Origin of the sequence: Streptomyces griseorubiginosus (genome assembly GCF_001514195.1) — a bacterium.
GTDB classification, from domain to species: domain Bacteria; phylum Actinomycetota; class Actinomycetes; order Streptomycetales; family Streptomycetaceae; genus Streptomyces; species Streptomyces griseorubiginosus.
In genome coordinates this window covers 86,764-107,428 of the sequence record NZ_KQ948736.1, presented here as the reverse complement: position 1 = coordinate 107,428, position 20,665 = coordinate 86,764, and the positions used below count along the sequence as shown (strand labels likewise).

At 72.3% G+C, this 20,665-nt stretch carries 21 protein-coding genes; 14 read left to right on the top strand and 7 right to left on the bottom strand.

The window, feature by feature from the left end; translation table 11 throughout:
- The first annotated feature begins 2 nt into the window (after window positions 1-2).
- The 4 genes from AQJ54_RS13185 to AQJ54_RS13170 all read left to right on the top strand — a co-directional run bounded on the left by AQJ54_RS13185 (window position 3) and on the right by AQJ54_RS13170 (window position 3,031).
- Window positions 3-266, top strand: coding sequence for a UBP-type zinc finger domain-containing protein (locus tag AQJ54_RS13185; RefSeq protein ID WP_062237278.1), 264 nt, complete (start codon window positions 3-5; stop codon window positions 264-266).
- The gene (locus tag AQJ54_RS13180) at window positions 266-2,080 is read left to right on the top strand and encodes an FAD-dependent oxidoreductase (protein ID WP_062237277.1); all 1,815 of its coding nucleotides are present in this window, start codon (window positions 266-268) and stop codon (window positions 2,078-2,080) included. Before AQJ54_RS13185 ends, AQJ54_RS13180 begins: the two co-directional genes overlap by 1 nt.
- Before the next feature lie 146 nt (window positions 2,081-2,226).
- The gene (gene panD, locus AQJ54_RS13175) at window positions 2,227-2,646 is read left to right on the top strand and encodes an aspartate 1-decarboxylase (RefSeq protein ID WP_062029545.1); all 420 of its coding nucleotides are present in this window, start codon (window positions 2,227-2,229) and stop codon (window positions 2,644-2,646) included.
- A 34-nt stretch (window positions 2,647-2,680) separates the two neighbouring features.
- Complete coding sequence (locus tag AQJ54_RS13170) at window positions 2,681-3,031, top strand: GNAT family N-acetyltransferase (protein ID WP_062237276.1); 351 nt, start codon at window positions 2,681-2,683, stop codon at window positions 3,029-3,031.
- A gap of 1,094 nt (window positions 3,032-4,125) precedes the next feature.
- On the opposite strand, the gene gndA is transcribed toward AQJ54_RS13170, so the two are convergent.
- Window positions 4,126-5,565 (bottom strand): NADP-dependent phosphogluconate dehydrogenase, encoded by a 1,440-nt coding sequence (gndA, locus tag AQJ54_RS13165; protein WP_062237275.1) that lies wholly within the window; start codon window positions 5,563-5,565, stop codon window positions 4,126-4,128.
- A gap of 307 nt (window positions 5,566-5,872) precedes the next feature.
- On the opposite strand from gndA, the gene AQJ54_RS13160 reads away from it, so the two are divergent.
- On the top strand, window positions 5,873-7,015 hold the full coding sequence (locus AQJ54_RS13160) for a transglycosylase family protein (protein WP_062237274.1): 1,143 nt from the start codon (window positions 5,873-5,875) through the stop codon (window positions 7,013-7,015).
- On the opposite strand, the gene AQJ54_RS13155 is transcribed toward AQJ54_RS13160, so the two are convergent.
- Window positions 7,005-8,144 carry a DMT family transporter gene (locus AQJ54_RS13155; RefSeq protein ID WP_062237273.1) on the bottom strand — a complete coding sequence of 380 codons (1,140 nt, stop codon included), beginning with the start codon at window positions 8,142-8,144 and terminating at the stop codon, window positions 7,005-7,007. The genes AQJ54_RS13160 and AQJ54_RS13155 overlap by 11 nt on opposite strands.
- Before the next feature lie 210 nt (window positions 8,145-8,354).
- Here AQJ54_RS13155 and AQJ54_RS13150 point away from each other — a divergent pair, with 210 nt between their 5' ends.
- The 7 genes from AQJ54_RS13150 (at window position 8,355) to AQJ54_RS13120 (ending at window position 15,482) form a co-directional block, all read left to right on the top strand.
- Window positions 8,355-9,104, top strand: a complete 750-nt coding sequence (locus AQJ54_RS13150) for a (2Fe-2S)-binding protein (protein ID WP_062237271.1) — start codon at window positions 8,355-8,357, stop codon at window positions 9,102-9,104.
- Window positions 9,105-9,142: 38 nt separating this feature from the next.
- Entirely contained in the window at window positions 9,143-10,297 is a 1,155-nt protein-coding gene (gene glgA / locus AQJ54_RS13145) for a glycogen synthase (protein WP_062237270.1), read from the top strand.
- A 49-nt stretch (window positions 10,298-10,346) separates the two neighbouring features.
- Entirely contained in the window at window positions 10,347-11,567 is a 1,221-nt protein-coding gene (glgC, locus tag AQJ54_RS13140; RefSeq protein WP_062029558.1) for a glucose-1-phosphate adenylyltransferase, read from the top strand.
- 4 nt (window positions 11,568-11,571) lie between these two features.
- Window positions 11,572-12,051: a GNAT family N-acetyltransferase gene (locus AQJ54_RS13135; RefSeq protein WP_063806420.1), complete on the top strand. Its 480-nt coding sequence runs from the start codon at window positions 11,572-11,574 to the stop codon at window positions 12,049-12,051.
- A gap of 171 nt (window positions 12,052-12,222) precedes the next feature.
- A complete protein-coding gene (locus AQJ54_RS13130; RefSeq protein ID WP_062029560.1) occupies window positions 12,223-13,551 on the top strand; it encodes a wax ester/triacylglycerol synthase family O-acyltransferase in 1,329 nt (442 codons plus the stop codon).
- A 105-nt stretch (window positions 13,552-13,656) separates the two neighbouring features.
- A complete protein-coding gene (locus tag AQJ54_RS13125) occupies window positions 13,657-15,162 on the top strand; it encodes an SDR family NAD(P)-dependent oxidoreductase (RefSeq protein ID WP_062237267.1) in 1,506 nt (501 codons plus the stop codon).
- Between the two features lie 89 nt (window positions 15,163-15,251).
- The gene (locus AQJ54_RS13120) at window positions 15,252-15,482 is read left to right on the top strand and encodes a hypothetical protein (RefSeq protein WP_062237265.1); all 231 of its coding nucleotides are present in this window, start codon (window positions 15,252-15,254) and stop codon (window positions 15,480-15,482) included.
- Between the two features lie 5 nt (window positions 15,483-15,487).
- Here AQJ54_RS13120 and AQJ54_RS13115 read toward each other — a convergent pair whose 3' ends face one another.
- Together AQJ54_RS13115 and AQJ54_RS13110 are read right to left on the bottom strand one after the other, a co-directional pair.
- A complete protein-coding gene (locus AQJ54_RS13115) occupies window positions 15,488-16,279 on the bottom strand; it encodes an SDR family oxidoreductase (RefSeq protein WP_062237263.1) in 792 nt (263 codons plus the stop codon).
- 25 nt (window positions 16,280-16,304) lie between these two features.
- Window positions 16,305-16,655: a hypothetical protein gene (locus tag AQJ54_RS13110; protein WP_062237261.1), complete on the bottom strand. Its 351-nt coding sequence runs from the start codon at window positions 16,653-16,655 to the stop codon at window positions 16,305-16,307.
- Window positions 16,656-17,123: 468 nt separating this feature from the next.
- Here AQJ54_RS13110 and AQJ54_RS44945 point away from each other — a divergent pair, with 468 nt between their 5' ends.
- Window positions 17,124-17,297 (top strand): hypothetical protein, encoded by a 174-nt coding sequence (locus tag AQJ54_RS44945; protein WP_007386357.1) that lies wholly within the window; start codon window positions 17,124-17,126, stop codon window positions 17,295-17,297.
- A 51-nt stretch (window positions 17,298-17,348) separates the two neighbouring features.
- The gene (locus AQJ54_RS13105) at window positions 17,349-17,831 is read left to right on the top strand and encodes a GNAT family N-acetyltransferase (RefSeq protein WP_062029568.1); all 483 of its coding nucleotides are present in this window, start codon (window positions 17,349-17,351) and stop codon (window positions 17,829-17,831) included.
- Window position 17,832: 1 nt separating this feature from the next.
- Here the strand turns inward: AQJ54_RS13105 and AQJ54_RS13100 are convergent, their stop codons facing one another.
- The 3 genes from AQJ54_RS13100 to AQJ54_RS13090 all read right to left on the bottom strand — a co-directional run bounded on the left by AQJ54_RS13100 (window position 17,833) and on the right by AQJ54_RS13090 (window position 20,579).
- Window positions 17,833-18,327, bottom strand: coding sequence for a GNAT family N-acetyltransferase (locus AQJ54_RS13100; protein WP_062237259.1), 495 nt, complete (start codon window positions 18,325-18,327; stop codon window positions 17,833-17,835).
- 64 nt (window positions 18,328-18,391) lie between these two features.
- A complete protein-coding gene (locus AQJ54_RS13095) occupies window positions 18,392-19,735 on the bottom strand; it encodes an amidase (protein WP_062029571.1) in 1,344 nt (447 codons plus the stop codon).
- A gap of 142 nt (window positions 19,736-19,877) precedes the next feature.
- Complete coding sequence (locus tag AQJ54_RS13090) at window positions 19,878-20,579, bottom strand: FadR/GntR family transcriptional regulator (protein WP_062029573.1); 702 nt, start codon at window positions 20,577-20,579, stop codon at window positions 19,878-19,880.
- Window positions 20,580-20,665: the final 86 nt, after the last annotated feature.

Genomic DNA, 20,665 nt, shown 5'->3' with positions numbered 1-20,665 from the left:
GGATGACCCTGCACGCCGACCCCCACCTCGCGCTGGTCCGGCCGGTCCGGCCGCTGACCCCGGAAGGGTGCCAGGAGTGTCTGACGACCGGCTCCCCGTGGGTCCACCTCAGGCTCTGCCTGACCTGCGGGCACGTCGGCTGCTGCGACTCCTCGCCGAACCGGCACGCGCGCAAGCACGCCGCTGCCGAAGCCCATCCGGTCGTGCAGTCCTTCCAGCCCGGCGAGGAATGGCGCTGGTGCTACGTCCACGAGGCGTTCGTCTGATGTCCGGCGACCGGCCGCCGCCCGGCGAGGAACCGATGCCGGAGAAAGCGGACGAGGCCGCCTTCTGGGAGACCCCGGACCTCTACGGCGCGTACCCGCGCCTCACGGAGGACCAGACAGCACGTCTCGCGGAGCACGGGCAACGCCGGACCATGGCCCCGGACGACGTGCTGATCCGGGAGGGTGAGCCCTGCGAGGCGTTCTTCGTCGTCCTCAGCGGAACCGTCGCCGTCGTCGAGAACCACGGCACTCCCGAGGAGCACGTGCTGCGCGTGCACGGCCCCGGTCGCTTCATCGGCGAACTCGGCCTGCTGCACGGACAAGTGGCCTTCTACACCGCTGTCGCCAGGGAGCCCGGCGAGGTCCTCGTCGTCTCCCTGGACCGGCTGCGCCACCTGGTGTCCCAGGACCCCACCATCGGGGACACCGTGCTGCGCGCCTGTCTGTGCCGGCGCGCCCTGCTCGTCGGACAGGGCGCCGGCTTCCGCATCGTCGGCTCGCGCTACTCGCCCGACACCAGGCGGCTGCGCGAGTTCGCCGTCCGCAACCGGCTGCCGCACCGCTGGATCGACCTGGAGACCGACGAGGAGGCCGAGGAACTGCTGCGCCGCTTCGGCGTCGGCCCGGCGGAGACCCCCCTCGTCATCTGGCGGGACACCACCCTGTTGCGCAACCCCAGCAACGCGGAACTGGCCCGGCTCATCGGCCTGCCCTCACTGTCGGACGGACACCGCCACGGCGACGTCCTCATCGTGGGCTCCGGACCCGCCGGCCTCGCCGCCGCGGTGTACGCCGCCTCCGAGGGCCTGAGCACCACCGTGGTGGAGGCGATGGCCACCGGCGGCCAGGCCGGTACGTCGTCCCGCATCGAGAACCTGCTGGGCTTCCCGTCCGGCATCTCCGGCGCCGAACTCACCGAACGCGCCGTGCTCCAGGCCGACAAGTTCGGCGCCGGGATCAGCCTTCCGCTGGAGGCGACCGCCCTGCACGCCAAGGACGAGGACCACTACGTGGTGGCGTTCGCCGACGGCAGTGAGATCGCCGCCCGCGCCGTCGTCCTGGCCATGGGCGCCCGCTACCGCCGGCTCCGGGTGCCCGGCATCGAACGCCTGGAGGGAACGAGCGTGCACTACTCGGCGACCGTCCACGAGGCCCAGCAGTGCCGCACCGACCCGGTGGCCGTCGTCGGCGGAGGCAACTCGGCGGGCCAGGCGGTGCTGTTCCTCGCCCGGTACGCGCCGAAGGTGTACCTGCTGGTCCGGGGAGCCGACCTCGGAGCCGGCATGTCCCGCTACCTCGTCGACCAGGTCGAGCGCCATCCGCGGGTGGAGGTCATGCTGCACACCGAGGTCACCGAGGTCATCGGCGAGGAGGTCCTGGAGGAGCTCGACGTGGTCGACAACCGCACGGGCGTGCACCGCCGCCTCGTCGCGCGGAGCCTGTTCGTCTTCACCGGCGCCGAACCGCACACCGAATGGCTCGCCGGCACCGTCGCCCTCGACTCCCGCGGCTTCGTCGTCACCGGCCCGGAGGCCCAGGAAGCCTGCGCCCACCCCGAGATGTGGCACGGCCGTGGCCGCTCGTGCATGACCCTGGAGGCCGGCCTGCCCGGCGTCTTCGCGGTGGGGGACGTCCGCAGCGGCTCGGTGAAGCGGGTGGCCTCCGCGGCCGGCGAGGGAGCGATGGCCATCCACTCCGTGCACCGGCACCTGGGACACGCGGCCGTACCCGGCAACCCGGGCACACCGACAGTCACGGGCCGCTCGGACGTGTCTCCGCGCCTGCGTCACAGGGAGTCCGCGTGGCTCGGATGAGAGGGGCGGAGGCGCCGGTGCGTCTGACCTGCGTCAGCCGAAGCGATGTTCCCCGCGACCATTGACTCCGACGCGCGCCCGTGTACGGTGAGGACCGCCCTTGACCTGCGCAAAGCAGGCAGGGAGCCGTCTTCCAGGAGTTGAAAATGCTGCGTACCATGTTCAAGTCCAAGATCCACCGCGCCACCGTCACCCAGGCCGACCTGCACTACGTGGGATCGGTGACCATCGACGCGGATCTTCTCGACGCCGCCGATCTGCTGCCCGGTGAGCTCGTCCACATCGTCGACATCACCAACGGCGCCCGGTTGGAGACGTACGTCATCGAAGGCGAGCGCGGTTCCGGTGTCGTCGGGATCAACGGTGCCGCCGCCCATCTCGTGCATCCCGGAGATCTGGTGATCATCATCAGTTACGCTCAGGTGACCGACGCCGAGGCGCGGGCACTTGAACCCCGGGTCGTGCACGTGGACCGGGACAACCGCATCATCGCGCTCGGGGCCGATCCGTCCGAGCCGGTGCCGGGGTCGGACCAGGAGCGCAGCCCGCAGGCGGTGTCGGTCTGACCCGCCCGACCACCTTCGGACCAGGAGCGTGCCCATGAGCGACATCGAGATCCGCGACGACCGACAGGCCGGGCGCCTGGAGGCGTTCGGTTCCGGGGGAGGCGAAGTCGTGGGCCACATCCAGTACTTCGTCCTCGAGTCTCCCGAGCGCGCCCTGGTCCCGGTCCACACCATCGTCGAACCGGCCCACGAGGGAAAAGGCATCGCCGGCTCCCTGGCCCGTGAGCTCTACGCCATCGCGGCCCGCGAGGGTGTACCCGTGGCTCCGCTGTGCCCGTACGTCGTCAAGTGGGCCGAACGCCACCCCGACGAAGCCCCCGCCGCCGACCCGAACCTGCTCCGAGCAGCGAAGGACTGGCTGAAGGCGAACCCCGAGGGCTTCTGACAACTGCGGCGCCGCATGGGGCGGCGACGTGGCCGACGCCTGTGACCAGGGCCGCGGCTCCAGTCGCCGCATGGGGCGCGGCCCTGTGACTCCGACAGTCCCGCCGACCCGTCGGCCACGGCACGGCAGCTCCACGAGCAGGGCCCTGCCGCCTGCGGCGCCGAAGCCGCACCGTCCTTGAGCGGGTGTCCCACCGCTGCGTGAGCATCGCCGCCGCGTCGGCTGCGTTCCCCGTCGATTCCTGCGCCGTGCCCCTCACTGCCCCTGAGCCGCTGCCCCGCCCTCCGCAAGCCCCGGCCGACGCCCGAGCCGTAGCCTCGCCGCGCCGCCGCTCCACCGGCCCGCCGTACATCAGCACCTCGGCCTCACCCGGCGCCAGAACCCGACGCTCCCGAACCCCGCCGCCCCATCCGGCGCCAGGACCCGACGCTCCCGAACTCCGCCGCCCCATCCGGCGCCAGGACCCGACGCTCCCGACCCCCACCGCCCCACCCGGCGCCAGGACCCGACGCTCCCGACCCCCACCGCCCCACGCGGCACCAGACCCCGAAGCCCCCGAACCCCCCCGCCTCCCGGCACCAGAACCCAAAAACCCAGCCGAACCCCCGCCCCCCTCCACACCCCCAACACCCCCACCCGGCCCCCACCCCTCACACCCCCGAGTGACTGCCAGGAAGGCTCGCGGGTACGTGGGGAGTAGTCCGGAGACGGCGGCACACGAAACCGTGCCGGTGTCGATCGACTGGCTGGAGGATCTGATGACCAACCCGTACCCCGACCCCGTCCCCCCGGGTCCCACCCCGGGCCCCGGCCCGGTCCCCACACCGGGTCCGGCACCGGAACCCCCGGCACCCCCGAACCCGACCCCGACACCAGGACCCGGCCCGGCCCCCGACCCGGCGCCCTCCCCGGTTCCGCCGGGCCCCGACCCCGTTCCGCCGGGCCCCGACCCCGTTCCGCCGGGCCCCGACCCCGTTCCGCCCGGCCCCGAGCCCGTGCCGAACCCGGAACCGGGACCGCCGCTCACCTGACGGGGAGCACAGACAAGAGGGGGACCACCCACCGGTGGTCCCCCTGCCTCGTCCGCGCGACGATCAGCCCGTCACCTCGGACCGGTCCCCGCCCCACAGCGTGTGGAACGAGCCGTCGCGGTCCGTGCGCCGGTAGGTGTGCGCACCGAAGAAGTCCCGCTGCCCCTGCGTGAGCGCAGCCGGCAGCCGCTCGGCGCGCAGCGCGTCGTAGTAGGCAAGGGCCGCCGAGAACCCGGGCACCGGAACCCCCTGCCGCGTCGCCGCGATGATCACGTCACGCCAGTCGTCCTGCGCGTCGGCGATCTCCTGGGCGAACGTGTCGTCGGAGAGCAGGCTCGGCAGGTCCGCGCGGGTGTCGTACGCCGAGCGGATCCGGTCCAGGAAGGCCGCCCGGATGATGCAGCCACCGCGCCAGATCGCGGAGACGGCGCCCAGGTCGATGTCCCAGTCGTACTCCTCACGCGCGGCCGCGATCTCGTGGAAGCCCTGCGTGTACGACACGATCTTCGAGGCGTACAGCGCCTGCTCGACCCGGTCCGCGAAGGCACCCGCCTCGGACTCGGACAGCGGCGACGCCTTGGGCCCGGCGAGACCGCGGGACGCCTCCCGCAGTTCCGCGTGGCCGGACAGCGAGCGCGCGAAGACCGCCTCCGCGATGCCCGAGACCGGGACACCCAGGTCGAGGGCGATCTGAACGGTCCAGCGACCCGTGCCCTTCTGCTCGGCCTGGTCCACCACCACGTCCACGAACGGCTTGCCCGTCTCCGCGTCCACGTGGGACAGCACCTCGGCCGTGATCTCGATCAGGTACGAGTCCAGTCGACCCGTGTTCCAGGTGCGGAAGATGCCCGCGATCTGCGCGGGGGAGTACCCGGCGACATCGCGCAGCAGCTGGTACGCCTCGCCGATCAGCTGCATGTCGGCGTACTCGATGCCGTTGTGCACCATCTTCACGAAGTGCCCGGCCCCGTCGGGACCGACGTGGGTCACGCACGGCGACCCGTCGGCCGCCTTCGCGGAGATCTTCTCCAGCATCGGGCCGAGCGAGTCGTACGACTCCTTCGGGCCGCCCGGCATGATGCTCGGGCCGTTGAGCGCGCCCTCCTCGCCGCCGGAGACGCCCATGCCGACGAAGTGGATGCCCTGCTCCCGCAGTTCACGCTCCCGGCGCCGGGTGTCCGCGAAGTGGGCGTTGCCGCCGTCGATGATCATGTCGCCGGGCTCGAGCAGCGGCGCGAACTCCTGGATCACCGCGTCGGTCGGCTCCCCGGCCTTCACCATGATGACCAGCCGGCGCGGCCGCTCCAGGGCCGCCACGAACTCCTTGGCGGTCTCGGCCGCGATGAAGTCGCCCTCGCTCCCGAACTCCTCGACCAGGGCGTGCGTACGCGACGCGGTCCGGTTGTGCAGGGCGACCGTATAGCCGTTGCGGGCGAAGTTGCGGGCCAGGTTGCGGCCCATGACCGCGAGGCCCGTGACGCCGATCTGCGCTGTAGTGCTCATACGGTGTGGCTCCTAAAGCATCCGTTATCGGTGGTGCCGGTCGTCCGACCAGTATCGACCCTGGCCATCCTGACGTGCCGGTACGGCGTGCGCACGTCCGGGGTGTGCGGTGTTACGCAGGCACATACGCACGGAACCCCCCACCCGCCTCAACGGAACCCCCACCCGCCGCAGCCGTCTCCCAACTCCGCCGGGAAGCCGCCCGCTTGAGCCGCGGCTCGGCCGGTTGCCGTCTTGTCATGGCCTGTTCGCTGCGCTTACTTTTGCCCCTCCTGGCGCAGGACCCATGTCGTAGGGGGAGGCCTCCATGGCCGTACGAGGCCGGCACCGCCGGTATCAGCCGAACAGGATCAACCGCGCCTCGCTCACCGTCACGGCGGGCGGGGTCGGGATCGCGGTCCCGCTCATCGGCACCGGTACGGCCCACGCGGCCGACGTGGACACCTGGAACAAGGTCGCCGCGTGCGAGTCCAGCAACAACTGGAGCATCAACACCGGCAACGGCTATTACGGCGGGCTCCAGTTCACCCGGTCCACCTGGGAGGCGTACGGCGGCACCCGCTACGCGGCCCGTGCGGATCTGGCCACCAAGGACCAGCAGATCGCGGTGGCCGAGAAGGTGCTGGACGGACAGGGGCCGGGCGCCTGGCCGACGTGTTCGGTTCGGGCCGGGCTGACCCGGGGCGGCGGCACCCCGGACATCGAGCCCCTCGGCGAGAAGTCGGCCGCCGTGCGGGACGTGAAGCCGCAGACCACTCCGCAGTCCCGGGCCGGTACCGCACGGATGTACACCGTGGTCCGCGGCGACTCGCTCTCCGGGATCGCCGACGCCCACAGGGTCCGCGGCGGCTGGCGGCAGCTCTACGACGCCAACCGGCAGACCATCGGGGCCGATCCCGACCTCATCCTGCCGGGGCAGCGGCTGAAGCTGCGGGGCCCCGCCGGCACGACCACCACCGCCGACCCTGTCTCCTCCAAGTCCTCCAAGTCCTCCAAGAAGACGTCCCCCTCGCGGGCCTCGGAGAAGCAGGAGAAGGCCCACGGCACCGGGCTCGTCGCCCCCGTGAACGCCTCCCTCGGGACCCCGTACCACCAGGCGGGCTCCGCCTGGTCGAAGGGCTACCACACCGGTGTCGACTTTGCGGTGCCCACCGGGACCACGGTGAAGGCGGTCGCGGCGGGCAAGGTGGTGGCCTCCGGCTGGGGCGGCTCCTTCGGCTACCAGGTGGTCATCCGGCACGGCGACGGCCGCTACACCCAGTACGCCCACCTGTCCGCGATCTCCGTGAAGGCCGGGCAGACGGTCGGCGCCGGACAGCGCATCGGCCGCTCCGGGTCCACCGGCAACAGCACGGGCCCGCATCTGCACTTCGAGGTGCGCAGCGGGCCCGGCTTCGGTTCCGACATCGACCCGGTGGCGTACCTCCGGGCCGGCGGCGTCAGGATTTGACGCGGGTGCGGTGCCGGTCGAGCACCGGTACCGGGATGTACGCGGCGCCGTAAAAGGGGCCGTAGTACGTCGGCAGTGCGGTGCCGGACTCCGGGTGCCCGCCGGGCGGTCCGTCCGTCAGGACCGGCCGAGTCGCTCCAGGGGACGGGATGAGCAGTTCCTCGCGCAGTTCGTCCCGCAGGGCGGCGACCTGCTCGACCAGCACGCCCTCGCGCACCAGCGCGTCGGCCGGTGCCTCGGCGGGCCCGGGCAGGAACACCTCGTCCTGCTCGGCCGCCGCGGGCTCCGCCTCGGCGTGGGTGCGCTGGATCCGCTCCGTGGTGAGCAGGATCAGACCGCCGGCCGCCACCACACCGCAGCTCAGGGCGAGCGCGGTGCCGGTGGTGCCGTAGCGGAAGGTCTCGCCGAACATCGTGATGCCGACCGCGGCCGCCACCACCGGGTTCACGACCGTCAGGGTGGCCAGCGGGGCCGCGAGGCCCGCGCCGCGGTAGGAGGCCTGCGACAGCATCAGACCGGCCGTGGCCAGCGCGCCGATCGCGGCCAGCGACGGCAGGTCCGCCGTCGCGATGCCGTCGGTCCAGTCCACGGCGACCGTCTTGGTGAACACCGAGGACATGCCGAACGCTATGCCCGACGCGGTGGCCAGCAGCACGCTGCGCACCACCGGGTGCCGGTGCGCGGCCCGGCCCGCGATCATCAGCGCGACCACCGCGGCGGCCGTGACCAGCCCGGCGAACACCCGCTGGGTGGTGCCCAGCGACTGCGCGTCCGACGCGCCCACCAGAGAGAGCAGTCCGGCCAGACCGACCGTCGCCATGATCGCGCCCCGCCAGGCGGTGGCCCCGGCCCTGCGGCCCACGAACAGCGCGGCCATCGGCAGCGCGAACACGATCGTCAGGGCGCCCAGCGGCTGGACCAGGCTCAGGGGACCGTACGCGAGCGCCACCACGTGCAGCAGTCCGCCCAGGCCGTTCAGCGCGACCGCCGCCCACCAGCTCGGCCGGCGCAGCGGCGCGTACTGCTCGTCGGGGTGCGACACCGCGACCTGCTCCTGCACGATCGCGCCGCCCGCGTAGGCCACGGCGGAGACGAGGGACAGAAGCACGGACAACGCGAGGGCACTCATGAGCAGCTCCTCTGCGTGAGGCGTGGGCGGTGTGCCCGGCGCGACGAACGGTCGTCTTCCATGACCAACACGATGCCCGTAAAAGTTCTTCCCGTCGTCGTACCTGAGCAGGCAATGGGTCCTACTGCCGATGGAGTACAAAACGGTCCGTGTCCTCCCCAGGGCGGGTGACACGGGGTGGAGGGCCCCTGCGGGGCGCCCCTAGGGGCCTTGGTACTACTGCTGGTCGTGGACCTCGACCCGGAACTCGCGGCGCTGCGACCGCTCGGCGCCTTCTTCGTCCTACGCACGATCGGCGACCCCGCCGAGACCTCGCGCCCGGCGCTGCCGACTCTCGCACAAGTCTACGAGAACGCGTCATCGGATGTTTACGGAAATCCACTGACTTTTCGTATTCGGAAGGTCGCCGACGCCCTGGACGCCCCCGAGCCCCGGATCGCGGCCTCCATCGCCCACCTGGGCCTCGCGGCCCGGCTGTGGTCCGCGGCGCTCGGCTGTGCGGCGGTCTACGGCCGGATTCCCGACCTTTCGCCCGGGCGCCTGCACTGGGACCCCGACGGCAGCGCGCCCGAGGACCTCTGGCTGGCTCCCCGGGAACCGGGGGAGTCCCTGCAGGGTGACGCACGGACCCTCGCCGACGTCGTCCTGCACGGCCACCTCGAACCCCTGGCCGCGGCCTTGCGCACCGCTTACCGGCCGGCCTCCGGACTGCTGTGGGGCAACGCGGCCTCGGCGCTCGTGGGAGCCGTCCGGCAACTGGGCCCCCACGGCGCCGGTGCCCGCGCCCGCGCTCTCGCGGCCGAACTCCTCGCCCATCCGCTGCTCGAAGGCGCCCTCGACCCCCGCACCCTCCGCCGCCGCAGCTGCTGTCTGTACTACCGGTTGCCGGGAGGCGGCGTGTGCGGTGACTGTTGCTTCACACGAGCCCCGCGCTCTTCCCCGCGCGGCACATCTGGGTGACCATGAAAGCCGACCAGCCGAAAGACAGGGGGTTCCGGGTGCGAGTGGGCCTGCTGACCCGGGAGTACCCGCCGGACGTGTACGGCGGCGCGGGTGTCCATGTCGAGTTCCTCGCCCGGGAGTTGAGGTCCCTCGTCGACCTCGATGTGCACTGCTGGGGCGAGGGCCGCGGGGACGGAGTGATCCGGCACCGGCCCTGGTCGGCGCTGGACGCCGCCAACGACGCGCTGCGCACCTTCTCCGTGGACCTGTCCATGGCGGCCGGGCTCGAGGACCGCGAACTGGTCCACTCGCACACCTGGTACGCCAACCTCGCGGGTCATTTCGGCAAGCTGCTGCACGGCATCCCGCACGTGATGACCGCCCACTCCCTGGAACCGCTGCGGCCCTGGAAGGCCGAGCAGCTCGGCGGCGGGTACGCCCTGTCCAGCTGGGCCGAGCGCACCGCGATCGAGACCGCCGACGCGGTGATCGCCGTGTCCGGGGCGATGCGCGAGGACATCCTCGGCTGCTACCCGGCACTGGATCCGGCCAAGGTCCACATCGTGCACAACGGCATCGACACCGCCCTGTACCGACCGGACCACGGCACCGACGTACTGGACCGCATCGGCCTGGACCGCGGCCGCCCCTTCGTGCTGTTCGTCGGCCGCATCACCCGCCAGAAGGGCGTGCCCCACCTGCTGCGCGCGGTGCGGGACATCGACCCGGCGGCACAGGTGGTGCTGTGCGCGGGCGCCCCGGACACCCCCGAGATCGACCGGGAGTTCCGCGAGCTCTTCGAGGAGCTGAGCCGGGTCCGCGAGGGCGTGCACTGGATCCCGCAGATGCTGCCGCGCCCCGAGGTGATCCAGCTCCTCACCCACGCCGCCGTGTTCGTCTGCCCCTCGGTGTACGAACCCCTCGGGATCGTCAACCTGGAGGCGATGGCCTGCGGGACCCCCGTGGTCGCCTCACGGGTCGGCGGCATTCCCGAGGTCGTGGACGACGGCGGGACCGGTTTGCTCGTGGATGTCGACGACGCGTTCGAGCCGGCCCTCGCGCGGGCACTCGACTCCGTGATCGGAGATCCGGAGAGGGCCCGCCGGATGGGCGAGGCGGGCCGGGAGCGCGCGGTGGGCGAGTTCGGCTGGGACGCCGTCGCCCGGCGCACGGTCCGGCTCTACGAGGAGATCGTCAAACAGGCGTACTAAGCCCCGCTCAAGGGCAGGCATGGTTCAAACCAGGGTGAGGGGAGCGGCCATGCGTCGTGGTGGACCTTCGGTGCTCGGCATCGTACTGGCGGGCGGAGAGGGCAAACGCCTGATGCCCCTGACCACTGACCGCGCGAAACCGGCGGTCACGTTCGGAGGCACGTACCGCCTCGTCGACTTCGTGCTCTCCAACCTCGTCAACGGCGACATCCTGCGCATCTGCGTGCTCACGCAGTACAAGTCGCACTCGCTGGACCGGCACATCACCACCACCTGGCGGATGTCGAGCCTGCTCGGCAACTACATCACGCCGGTGCCCGCCCAGCAGCGCCTCGGTCCGCGCTGGTACCTGGGCAGTGCGGACGCGATCCTCCAGTCCCTGAACCTGATCTACGACGAGCGTCCGGAGTACGTGGCGGTGTTCGGCGCCGACCATGTGTACCGGATGGACCCGCGCCAGATGCTCGCGCAGCACATCGAGTCCGGCGCGGGCGTCACGGTGGCCGGGATCCGGGTCCCGCGCTCGGAGTCCTCCTCCTTCGGGGTGATCTCGCCGGGCTCGGACGGCCTCACGGTGGAGCGGTTCCTGGAGAAGCCCGCCGATCCGCCCGGTCTCGCGGACGACCCGGAGACCGTGTACGCCTCGATGGGCAACTACATCTTCACCACCAAGGCCCTGATCGAGGCGCTCCAGCGGGACTCCGAGGACGAGAACTCCGTCCACGACATGGGCGGCTCGATCCTCCCGCAGCTCACCGACCGCGGCGAGGCCCAGCTCTACGACTTCAGCGCCAACCACGTCCCCGGCGAGACCAGCCGCGACCGCGGCTACTGGCGGGACGTGGGCACCCTGGACGCCTACTACGACGCCCACATGGACCTGATCGCCGAGCGCCCCGCCTTCAACCTCTACAACCGGCAGTGGCCCATCTACACCCACTCCGGCCAGCTCTCCCCGGCCCGCTTCAACGCCGGGGGCATCGCGAGCGAGTCCATCATCAGTGCCGGCTGTCTCATCCGCGGCCAGGTCACCCGTTCCGTCCTGTCGCCCGGCGTCCTGGTCGACCCGGGCGCGGTCGTCCAGGGCTCGGTGCTCCACGACAACGTCAAGATCGGCCGGGGCGCGGTGGTCCGGGGCGCGGTCATCGACAAGAACGTCGAGGTGCCGCCGGGCGCCACGATCGGAGTGAACCCGGAGCGGGACGCGGAGCTGTACACGGTGTCCAAGGGCGGGGTGATCGCCCTGGGGAAGGGGCAGCTGGTGTCGTAGGCGGATGCGGAGCGGGAACTGGTCGAGGGTCCGCGCGGTGAGACCCGAGGTGACGGTCCGCGCGGTGCGGGCGGCCGACGCGGACGACGTCCTCCGCCTGCTCCGCGCCTTCACCACGAGCCACATCCCGGAACCGGGCCGCTTCAGGACGGTCACCTTCCCCGCGGTCCTCGCCTCCGCGGCGGCCGGCCGGGCCGAGTTCCTGGCGGCCGAGGACGGCGGGCGTGTGGTCGGGTACGTGTACGCCGTCCGCGTGCCCACGTTGTTCGCCGGGGGCACGGTCCTCGAACTCCTGGAGCTCACCGTCGAGGCGGAACTGCGCGGCCGTGGGCTCGGCTCACGGCTCGTGCGCGCGGTGCTGGAGGCCGCCGAGCGGGCCGCCGACGTTGAGGTGTGCGTGCCGACGCGCAGGGCCGCCGACTTCTACCGCCGACTGGGCTTCGCCGAGACGGCCACCTACCTCAAGCGGACCCCCGGCGGCTGAACCCTGTGCTGCAACCGGCGGTTGATCGCGTACGCCTCTTGTGTCCCACCCCTTGCGCCAGCGACTCGAACGTAATCTGCTGTTAACTGTGCGTAGCTTGATCGTACTTGACCGTAATCGCCGGAGGGCGATTGACTGCTGGTCCACCCGTCGTCGACGCGAGGCAAGCCATTGACTTCAGACCTGCTCGCCCCTCTCGACCTGGCGTTCTGGAACATGGAAACCGCCGAGCACCCGATGCACCTGGGAGCACTCGGCGTCTTCACGGCGCACTCGCCCACCGCGGGCGCCCACGCGGCCGATCTGCTCGCGGTCCGGGCCGCCGCCGTGCCCGGCCTCAGGATGCGGATCCGGGACGCGTGGCCGCTCGGCCTCCCGTACGCCTTCGGGGGCGCCGCGCGCGTGCCCGACCCCGACTTCGACCCGCTCCGGCACGTCCTGCTGCACGCCCCGACCGCCGACTTCCACAGCGAGGCGGGCCGGCTCATGCAGCGGCCGCTCGACCGGGACCGCCCGCCCTGGGAGGCCCACGTGCTGCCGGGCGAGGACGGTGTCTCCTTCGCCGTGCTCTTCAAGTTCCACCACGCCCTGGCCGACGGACTGCGCGCGCTGACGCTCGCCGCCGCCGTCCTGGACCCGATGGACCTGCCCGAGCGCAGGCCACGCCCCGAGGAGCCCGCCAAGAGCCTGCTGCCGGACGTGCGCAGCCTGCCCGGCCTCGTCCGGGGCGCCGTCTCCGACCTCGGCCGCGCCCTCGACATCGGCGCCTGCGTGGCCCTGTCGTCCGTGGCCGTGCGCTCCTCCCAGGCGCTCACCGCCGAGCCGAGCGGCACCCGCCGCACCGCGGGAGTCGTCGTCGACCTCGACGATGTGCACCGCGTCCGCAAGTCCCGCGGCGGCACCGTCAACGACGTCCTGATCGCCGTCGTCGCGGGCGCCCTGCGCCGCTGGCTGGACGAACGCGGCGACGGCAGTGCGGGCGTGGCGCCCCGCGCGCTGATCCCCGTCTCCAAGCGCCGTCCGCGCACCGCGCACCCACAGGGCAACCGGCTCTCCGGTTACCTGATACGGCTTCCGGTCTCCGACCCCGACCCGCTGGGCCGCCTCGACACGGTCCGCAGGGCCATGGACCGCAACAAGGACGCGGGCTCCAACCGGGGCGCGGGCGCGGTCGCCCTGCTCGCCGACCACGTCCCGGCCCTCGGCCACCGGCTCGGCGGCCCGCTGGTCAGCCAGGGCGCCCGGCTCTGGTTCGACATCCTGGTCACCAGCGTGCCCCTGCCGAGCATCGGCCTGAAGCTCGGCGGCAACCCGGTCACGGAGGTCTACCCGTTCGCCCCGCTCGCCCGCGGCCAGTCCCTCGCCGTCGCGATCTCGACGTACCGGGGACAGGTCCACTACGGCCTGGTCGCGGACGCGGAAGCGGTGCCCGACCTGGACCTGCTCGCCCGGTCCCTGTCCGAGGAGGTGGCCGGACTCCTGTCCGCCTGCGGCTCTTGATCGTTTCCGGATTGCGGGCCCGGCCCCGCGCTGAAGTAAAATTCCGCGTTCGACCAGTGGACGCGGCCCGGGTGCCGCACGGGTGACCAGGGAAACGGCAGCGCGATGACGGTGACAGACGACGGCTCGGCGACCATGCACGAGCCCGGTGACGAGGTCGTGTACGGCCCCGGCATCGACCCGGAGCGGCTGGCCGTCTGCCTGAGCGTGCTCGACGAGCTCGACAAGCTGGACGTCGACCACCCCGACGCGATCGCCGTGCGCCGGGCCACCGCCGGGATCTACCGCACCGTCAAGCAGCGCCGCCGACAGGAGCGCCGGGCCGCCAAGACCGCGCACGACAAGGCGGTCACGGAGGCCACGGCGACCGGCTCCGCCCAGCGCATCGACGACGAGACCGAGGGCATCCTGCCGTCCTCGATCACCGAGGAGGGCAGGGTCGCGGGGATACTCCAGCGTCCCCGCTCCTGCTACACCTGCAAGACCCGGTACGTCGAGGTCGACTACTTTTACCACCAGCTCTGTCCGGACTGCGCCCGGCTGAACCGCGGCAAGCGCGACGCCCGCGCCGACCTCACCGGCAAGCGCGCCCTGCTCACCGGCGGCCGCGCCAAGATCGGCATGTACATCGCGCTGAGGCTGCTGCGCGACGGCGCCCACACCACGATCACCACGCGGTTCCCGAAGGACGCCATCCGCCGTTTCAAGGCCATGGAGGACTCCGGGGACTGGCTGCACCGCCTGGAGGTCGTCGGCATCGACCTGCGCGACCCGGCCCAGGCCGTGGCCCTCGCGGAGCAGGTCGCCGAGGCGGGCCCGCTCGACATCCTCGTCAACAACGCGACCCAGACCGTACGGCGGCTGCCGTCCGCGTACGCGGCCCTGGTCGACGGCGAGAGCGCCCCGCTGCCCGCAGGCGAGCTCCCCGCCCACCACGTCATCGGTGCCTTCGGCTCCGGCGCGGTCGACGGGCTGGCCTCGCTGCCCGCCGGGATCTCCGGCATCGACGCCCAGCAGGTCGCCGACCTCGCCCTGGTCGCGGGCAACGCCAGCGTCGCCCGGCACCTCGACGGCACCGCCATCGACGCGGGCGGCCTGGTCCCGGACGTCGTCGAGAGCAACACCTGGGTGCAGACCATCGACCAGATCTCCCCGGTGGAGCTCCTGGAGACCCAGCTCTGCAACTACACCTCGCCGTTCATCCTGATCAGCGCTCTGCGCCCGGCGATGGCCGACGCGGCGAAGAAGGCAAGCAGCGGCCGCGCCTACGTCGTGAACGTCTCCGCGATGGAGGGCGTCTTCGGCCGTGGCTACAAGGGCGCGGGCCACCCCAACACCAACGCCGCCAAGGCCGCGATGAACATGGTTACCCGCACCAGCGCACAGGAGATGTTCCAGAGCGACGGCATCCTCATGACCTCCGTCGACACCGGCTGGATCACCGACGAGCGCCCCCACTACGACAAGCTCCGCCTCGCCGAGGAGGGCTTCCACGCGCCCCTCGACCTGGTCGACGGCGCGGCCCGCGTCTACGACCCGATCGTGCGCGGCGAGGACGGCGAGGACGTGTACGGGGTCTTCCTGAAGGACTACGCGCCCGGCAAGTGGTGAGCCGTGGCCGCCGCGACCGTCGGCCCTGACGTGTGGGCCGACGGCGGCGGGGAACCCGGAAGACGGCCAGTTCCCTGCCAGGAGTTGTCATGGAACGTCCACACAGCATCGATCCGCGCGCGTTCGACGACCCGCGCAACCGCTACCCGACCGACGAGGAGTTCTACGCGAGCGACCGTCCGGTCCGGCGGGAGCTTCCCGAGGACCGGCCCCGCGGCGGTGCCTCCGACCGGCTCCGGCACCCCTGGAGCTGGGGCATGATCGCGCTCGTCGTCTTCCTGTGCCTGATCGTCCTCATGGGCATCGCCCTGTTCCCGTGACCCCGTCATGAGGGCCGCGGCGCCGACGACCGCAGCCGGTCGTGGACCGCGTACCCGCCCGGGCGCGCCGCCCGCACCCGGGTGCCCCCGTCCACCAGCAGATCCGCTCCGGTGATCCACCCGGCGGCGTCGGACGCCAGCCACACCACGGCCCGCGCGACGTCCTCGGGCTCGCCGATCCGCCCGAGCGGCAGCTCGACGGGCCCCTGCTCCCACACGAACCGTGCCATCTCGGTGCGGACGAGCCCGGGGGAGACGGAGTTGACCCGCACCCGGGGAGCCAGCTCGCCCGCCAGCTGCTGGGTGAGATGCAGCAGCGCCGCCTTGCTGGTGCCGTAGGCGCCCACGTTCGGCCCGACATGCGCGGCACCCTCCGTGCAGACGTTCACCACCGAGCCGCCGTGCTCCCGCAGCCACGCCCGCCAGGCCTCGCGCACCAGCCGCAGCGGAGCCTCCACGTTGACGGTGAACGCCTCGTGCCACGCGTCCGGATCGACCTCCATGAGGGGGCCGTACGGCTCGTTGGTCGCCGCGTTGTTGACCAGCACGTCGAGGCGGCCGAACTCACGCAGGACGAGGTCCACGGCCGCGCGCGGATGGTCCGGGTCGGCGACGCTGCCCGCCAGTCCGATGCCTCCGAGTTCGCCGGCGACCCTGCGGACGTCCTCCCGGCCCCTGGCCGTGACGCACACCAGCGCCCCGGCGTCGGCCAGTTGCCGCGCGACCTCGAGCCCGATCCCGCGGGTGCCGCCGGTCACCAGGGCGGCCCTGCCGTTGAGTCCGTACGACGACGTCATCGCCGTACCGTCTCATGACGGACCGTCAGTCGACAGACTCCAGACGGGAGTTGTGTGCCGCGACCAGTTCGAGGACGGCCCGCCAGTCCTCCAGGACGCCCGCGTCGAAACGGGCCGTCAGGCCGTCCTCGCCGGCCAGGCGGAGCAGGTCGTCGTCGGTGGTGGGGCCGTGCCGGCGCAGCAGCCGGTGGACCCGGTCGCCGAGCAGGCCGCGGAACGCCTCGGCCGCCGGTCCGAGGCCCAGCAGCAGGCCGGCCACCTGGAGCTCCTTGTCGGCGGGCCGGCTGCGGCGCAGCAGCGCGGCGGTCCGCAGGGCGTGTTCGCTGCCGCAGGCGTGCAGCAGATCCATCAGCTCGTCGACACTGCGCAGTTCCATACGTCAGACCTCCCGCCGGGCCGGCCGTTGCCACGGGCCAGCACAGCACGGTCGCCTTGCGATTCGGCCAACGGGACCTGAACTGCGCTGCCGCCGGGCTCGGAGGCCCGGTCGAGCCCTAGGCCGAACGGGTGACTTCAGGAAGGGGTATTGAATGACAAATCACCCGGAAAACGGCTGAAAGAACACAGTCGAATTGCAATGGTTACACCTTGTTTTTGGCCCCTATCGAGCGCGCCCCCGCTCATCTGGTTAGTCTGTAGCGGACGGACGGCAGTACGGGGTCCCACCCACACCCACAGTCCGTCCCGGGACAAGCCGTTCACCATGGCCTGCTCTCACCTGAGTTGCCGGCGCCACCGCGTCCGAACCCGATCTCGACCCAGACCCGAGCGGACGTCCAGGCACCGGACCGCAGGTTGACAGGTACCCGTCCCGAGGGTGAGCCCGACACATAAGGAGTGCGCGGTGACACCGGAGAAGACGAATCGCGAACAGCGCCCCAAGGAACGCCCGGAGCGCGCGGGCCGACGGCCCGGGGACATCGGCAGTCTCGACGTGTGGGCGCGCTCCGCTCCCATCCGTCTCGCAGGTTACGAGGACGACCTCGCCGAGCCCCACATCCTGCCCAGCGTGGACTGACAGCAGGACCTTCGCGATCGCCGACGGCATGGGCGTGGAAGACTCGCGCCCATGCTGATCAGAGAAGCCGCGGCCGACGACTGGCCGCGGATCTGGCCTTTCTGGCACCGGATCGTGGCCGCCGGCGAGACCTACGCCTGGGACCCCGACACCTCCGAGGAAGCCGCCCGCGCCCTGTGGATGAGCCCGGCCAAGCGCGTCTTCGTCGTCGAGGACGAGACCGGTGCGATCGTCGCCTCGGCCTACGTCACCCCCAACTACGGCGGCCCGGCCGCCCGGATCGCCAACGCCGGCTTCATGGTCGACCCCGACCGGGGCGGCCGCGGCTACGGTCGCGCCCTCGCCGAGCACGTCCTGGCGGCCGCCGCGGCCGACGGCTACCGCGGCATGGTGTTCAACGCCGTCGTCGAGACCAACCCGGCCGTGGGGCTCTGGACCTCGCTGGGCTTCACGATCCTCGGCACTGTCCCGGACGCCTTCGAACACCCCCGGCACGGCAGGGTCGGCCTGCACGTCATGCACAGGGCCCTCTGAATCACCCCGCCAGGGGCCGCCCGTCGACCACGCGCAGACCGGCCACGACCTCGTCGTCGGAGACCTCGCCCGTCGGCCGGAAGCCCACGGCGGTATACAGCCGGGCGGCCGGCGTGTTGTCCGGGTGGTACGACACACGGAGTTCCGCGCAGTCCGACCGGCGGGCCAGCCACTCCACGAGGGTCAGCACCGCCGCCCGCCCGACCCCCTTGCCCTGTTCGGGGCCGTCGATCACCATCCCCCCGAGCCAGTACGAGCCGTCCTCGTCGCGTCCCCACATGACATGACCGGCCACGGTGTCGTCGGCGCACACGGCCAGCGAGTGCCAGACCCCCTCCCGCTGGGACAGCAGCAGGTAGCGAGCCGCCAACGCGGCCACATAGCGGCGCTGTTCGTCCAGCGGAGCGACATCCGCGACGGCGCGCCAGTTCTCGTCGTCCACGTCCCGCAGGACGACCTGACGCCCGGCGCGGTCCGAAAGCCCAAGTGTGATCACGGAGTTCAGGCTAGGGACGGCGGGACGGCACCGCGAACGATTTCGCTCCGCCCCGGGGCACGGCTCAGTCGACCGGTGCGGTCCGCTGCCACGGCTGCCGTCGCTCCAGCTCCTCCGCGACCTCCAGCAGCACGGTCTCCGACCCGGGCCGCGCCACCAGTTGTACGGCGGTGGGGGCGCCCGAGGGCAGGGTGCCGAGCGGGACCGACATGGCCGGCCAGCCGGTGAGGTTCCACGGCGGGGTGAGGGGCGAGTAGGCGGTGTTGGCGAGGACGTTGCGCAGCCAGCCCCGCTCGTGCCACGCCTCCGCCTTGGGGGAGCGGCGGGCCAGCGCCGGGAGCAGCAGGACGTCGTGCTCGGCGAAGAACGGCTCGAGCCGGTCGCGCAGCGCCTGCCGCGCCTTGCCCGTCCGCACGCCCGCGACGAAGCGCCGGCCGATCGCCGCGTGCACCCGGGTGCGCCGGGCCAGCAGCCGCGGATCCAGCCCCTGCGCGTCCACCGACGTGCCGGCCGTCCAGGTGGCCAGCGAGGTGACGCCCAGCGACATCGGGTACGGCGGGTCGGCGCGCCGCACCTGGTGCCCCGCCTTGATCAGCAGTCCGGCCGCCTCCCGGACCGCGTTCTTGTAGGGCGCGCCGACGGTGACCCCGGCGAGCGGGCTGCGCAGGGACACCGCCACGTCGAGGGTGGCGGGCGCGTCCCGTCGTACGAACTCGGTGCCGGCGATGACCGACAGCAGCAGGCGGGCGTCCTCGACGGTGGTCGCGAGCGGGCCGTTCTCGGACATGCCGAACCAGTCGCCGTCGCTGATGCCCGCCGGGACCACCCCCGAGCCCGGCTTCAGGGTGACCAGGCCGCAGTTGGCCGCCGGGATGCGCAGCGAGCCCATGCCGTCGTTGCCGAGGGCGAGCGGGACCAGTCCGGCGGCGACCGCGGTCGCGCTGCCGCCGGAGGAGCCGCCCGCCGTGCGCGAGGTGTCCCACGGGTTGCGGGAGGTGCCGTGGACGCCCTCCGTGGTACCGAAGACGCACAGTTCCGGCACGTTCGTGAGGCCCACGACCACCGCGCCGGCCGCCCGCAGCCGGGCCACCACGACATGGTCGGCCTCGGCCGGGGTGTCCGGGGTCGCGGCGGTGCCGACGCGGTTGCTCTCGCCGCGCACGGAGAGGTTGTCCTTGACCGCCACCGGCACCCCGGCCAGGGGCAGTTCGCCGAGATCGTCCCGGGAACCCACCTCGTCGGCCTCCGCGAGCGCCGCCTCGGCCCGCACCACCCGGAACGCTCCGAGGCGCCCGTCCAGTTTCCCGATCCGGTCGAGGTGCTCGGCCACCACCTCGCGCGGGGTGACCCGCTTCTCGCGGACGGCGGCGGCGATCTCGGCGGCGGTGCGGCCGACCCAGCTGGTCACGTGCGCTCCTCGGGCTACTGGCGAGTACGTGAGGAGAACTCTGCCGTGCGGCGGACCTGACGTCGAGAGCGCTCGCGCGGTTCGTCGTGGGGCGTTCGGCACAGGGGCGGTGTGAGGAAGGCCTGCACGTACAGCCCCAGCGTCACGCGCCGAGCTGTGCCCGCAGCCACTGCTCGACCTCGCCCACGTGCGCGGCCGCCGCCGCCCGCGCCGCCTCCGGGTCGTGCGCGACCAGGGCGCGGTGGATCGCCGTGTGCTCGCGCCGGGTGCGGGCGAAGGCGCCCTCCTCCTGGTAGCCGCGCCAGACGCGGGCCCGGAAGGTGCGGGAGGACAGGCCGTCCAGGATCGCCGCCATCGTCTCGTTGCCGGCCGCCCCCGCGATCTCGCGGTGGAAGGCCAGGTCGTGGGCGAGGATCTCCTCCGGGTCCTCGGTGGCGTTCATCGCGGTGAGGTGCTTCTCGACCTCGGCCAGCTGGTCGGGCGTGATCCGGGCGGCGGCCAGCGCGGTCGCCGTCGACTCCAGGATCCGCCGGACCTCCAGCAGCTCCACCAGACGCGGTCCCCGGGACAGGTCGGCGACCACACCGAAGGTCTCCAGCAGGTCGCCGGCCTCCAGCTGGGTGACGTAGATGCCCGAACCGTGCCGGGCCTCCAGCACGCCCAGGACCGTCAGCGCGCGGATCGCCTCGCGCATCGAACTGCGCGAGATGCCCAGCTGGACCGCCAGATCCCGTTCGGTCGGCAGCCGCTGGCCGGGCTCCAGACGGCCCTCGCCGATCATCGCCTTGATCTGCTCGATGGCGCGCTGCGTCACGGTGCCCTTCTGCGGGGCTGTCTCGTCCACGCCACTCCTCCACTCGCCGGGTGCGCCGCAGTCTAACCGGCCAGGTGGTCAGACCACTATGGCGGAGATGCGGGAAAAATTGGCCC

Bases quoted from the DNA above. Each gene is read 5' to 3' on its own strand.
- panD (WP_062029545.1), top strand. From the start codon at position 2,227: ATGCTGCGTACCATGTTCAAGTCCAAGATCCACCGCGCCACCGTCACC.
- AQJ54_RS13125 (WP_062237267.1), top strand. From the start codon at position 13,657: ATGACGGTGACAGACGACGGCTCGGCGACCATGCACGAGCCCGGTGAC.
- AQJ54_RS13115 (WP_062237263.1), bottom strand. From the start codon at position 16,279: ATGACGTCGTCGTACGGACTCAACGGCAGGGCCGCCCTGGTGACCGGC.
- AQJ54_RS13120 (WP_062237265.1), top strand. From the start codon at position 15,252: ATGGAACGTCCACACAGCATCGATCCGCGCGCGTTCGACGACCCGCGC.
- AQJ54_RS13155 (WP_062237273.1), bottom strand. From the start codon at position 8,144: ATGAGTGCCCTCGCGTTGTCCGTGCTTCTGTCCCTCGTCTCCGCCGTG.
- AQJ54_RS13160 (WP_062237274.1), top strand. From the start codon at position 5,873: ATGGCCGTACGAGGCCGGCACCGCCGGTATCAGCCGAACAGGATCAAC.
- AQJ54_RS13110 (WP_062237261.1), bottom strand. From the start codon at position 16,655: ATGGAACTGCGCAGTGTCGACGAGCTGATGGATCTGCTGCACGCCTGC.
- AQJ54_RS13185 (WP_062237278.1), top strand. From the start codon at position 3: ATGACCCTGCACGCCGACCCCCACCTCGCGCTGGTCCGGCCGGTCCGG.
- glgC (WP_062029558.1), top strand. From the start codon at position 10,347: ATGCGTCGTGGTGGACCTTCGGTGCTCGGCATCGTACTGGCGGGCGGA.
- AQJ54_RS13170 (WP_062237276.1), top strand. From the start codon at position 2,681: ATGAGCGACATCGAGATCCGCGACGACCGACAGGCCGGGCGCCTGGAG.
- AQJ54_RS13180 (WP_062237277.1), top strand. From the start codon at position 266: ATGTCCGGCGACCGGCCGCCGCCCGGCGAGGAACCGATGCCGGAGAAA.
- AQJ54_RS13135 (WP_063806420.1), top strand. From the start codon at position 11,572: ATGCGGAGCGGGAACTGGTCGAGGGTCCGCGCGGTGAGACCCGAGGTG.
- AQJ54_RS13105 (WP_062029568.1), top strand. From the start codon at position 17,349: ATGCTGATCAGAGAAGCCGCGGCCGACGACTGGCCGCGGATCTGGCCT.
- gndA (WP_062237275.1), bottom strand. From the start codon at position 5,565: ATGAGCACTACAGCGCAGATCGGCGTCACGGGCCTCGCGGTCATGGGC.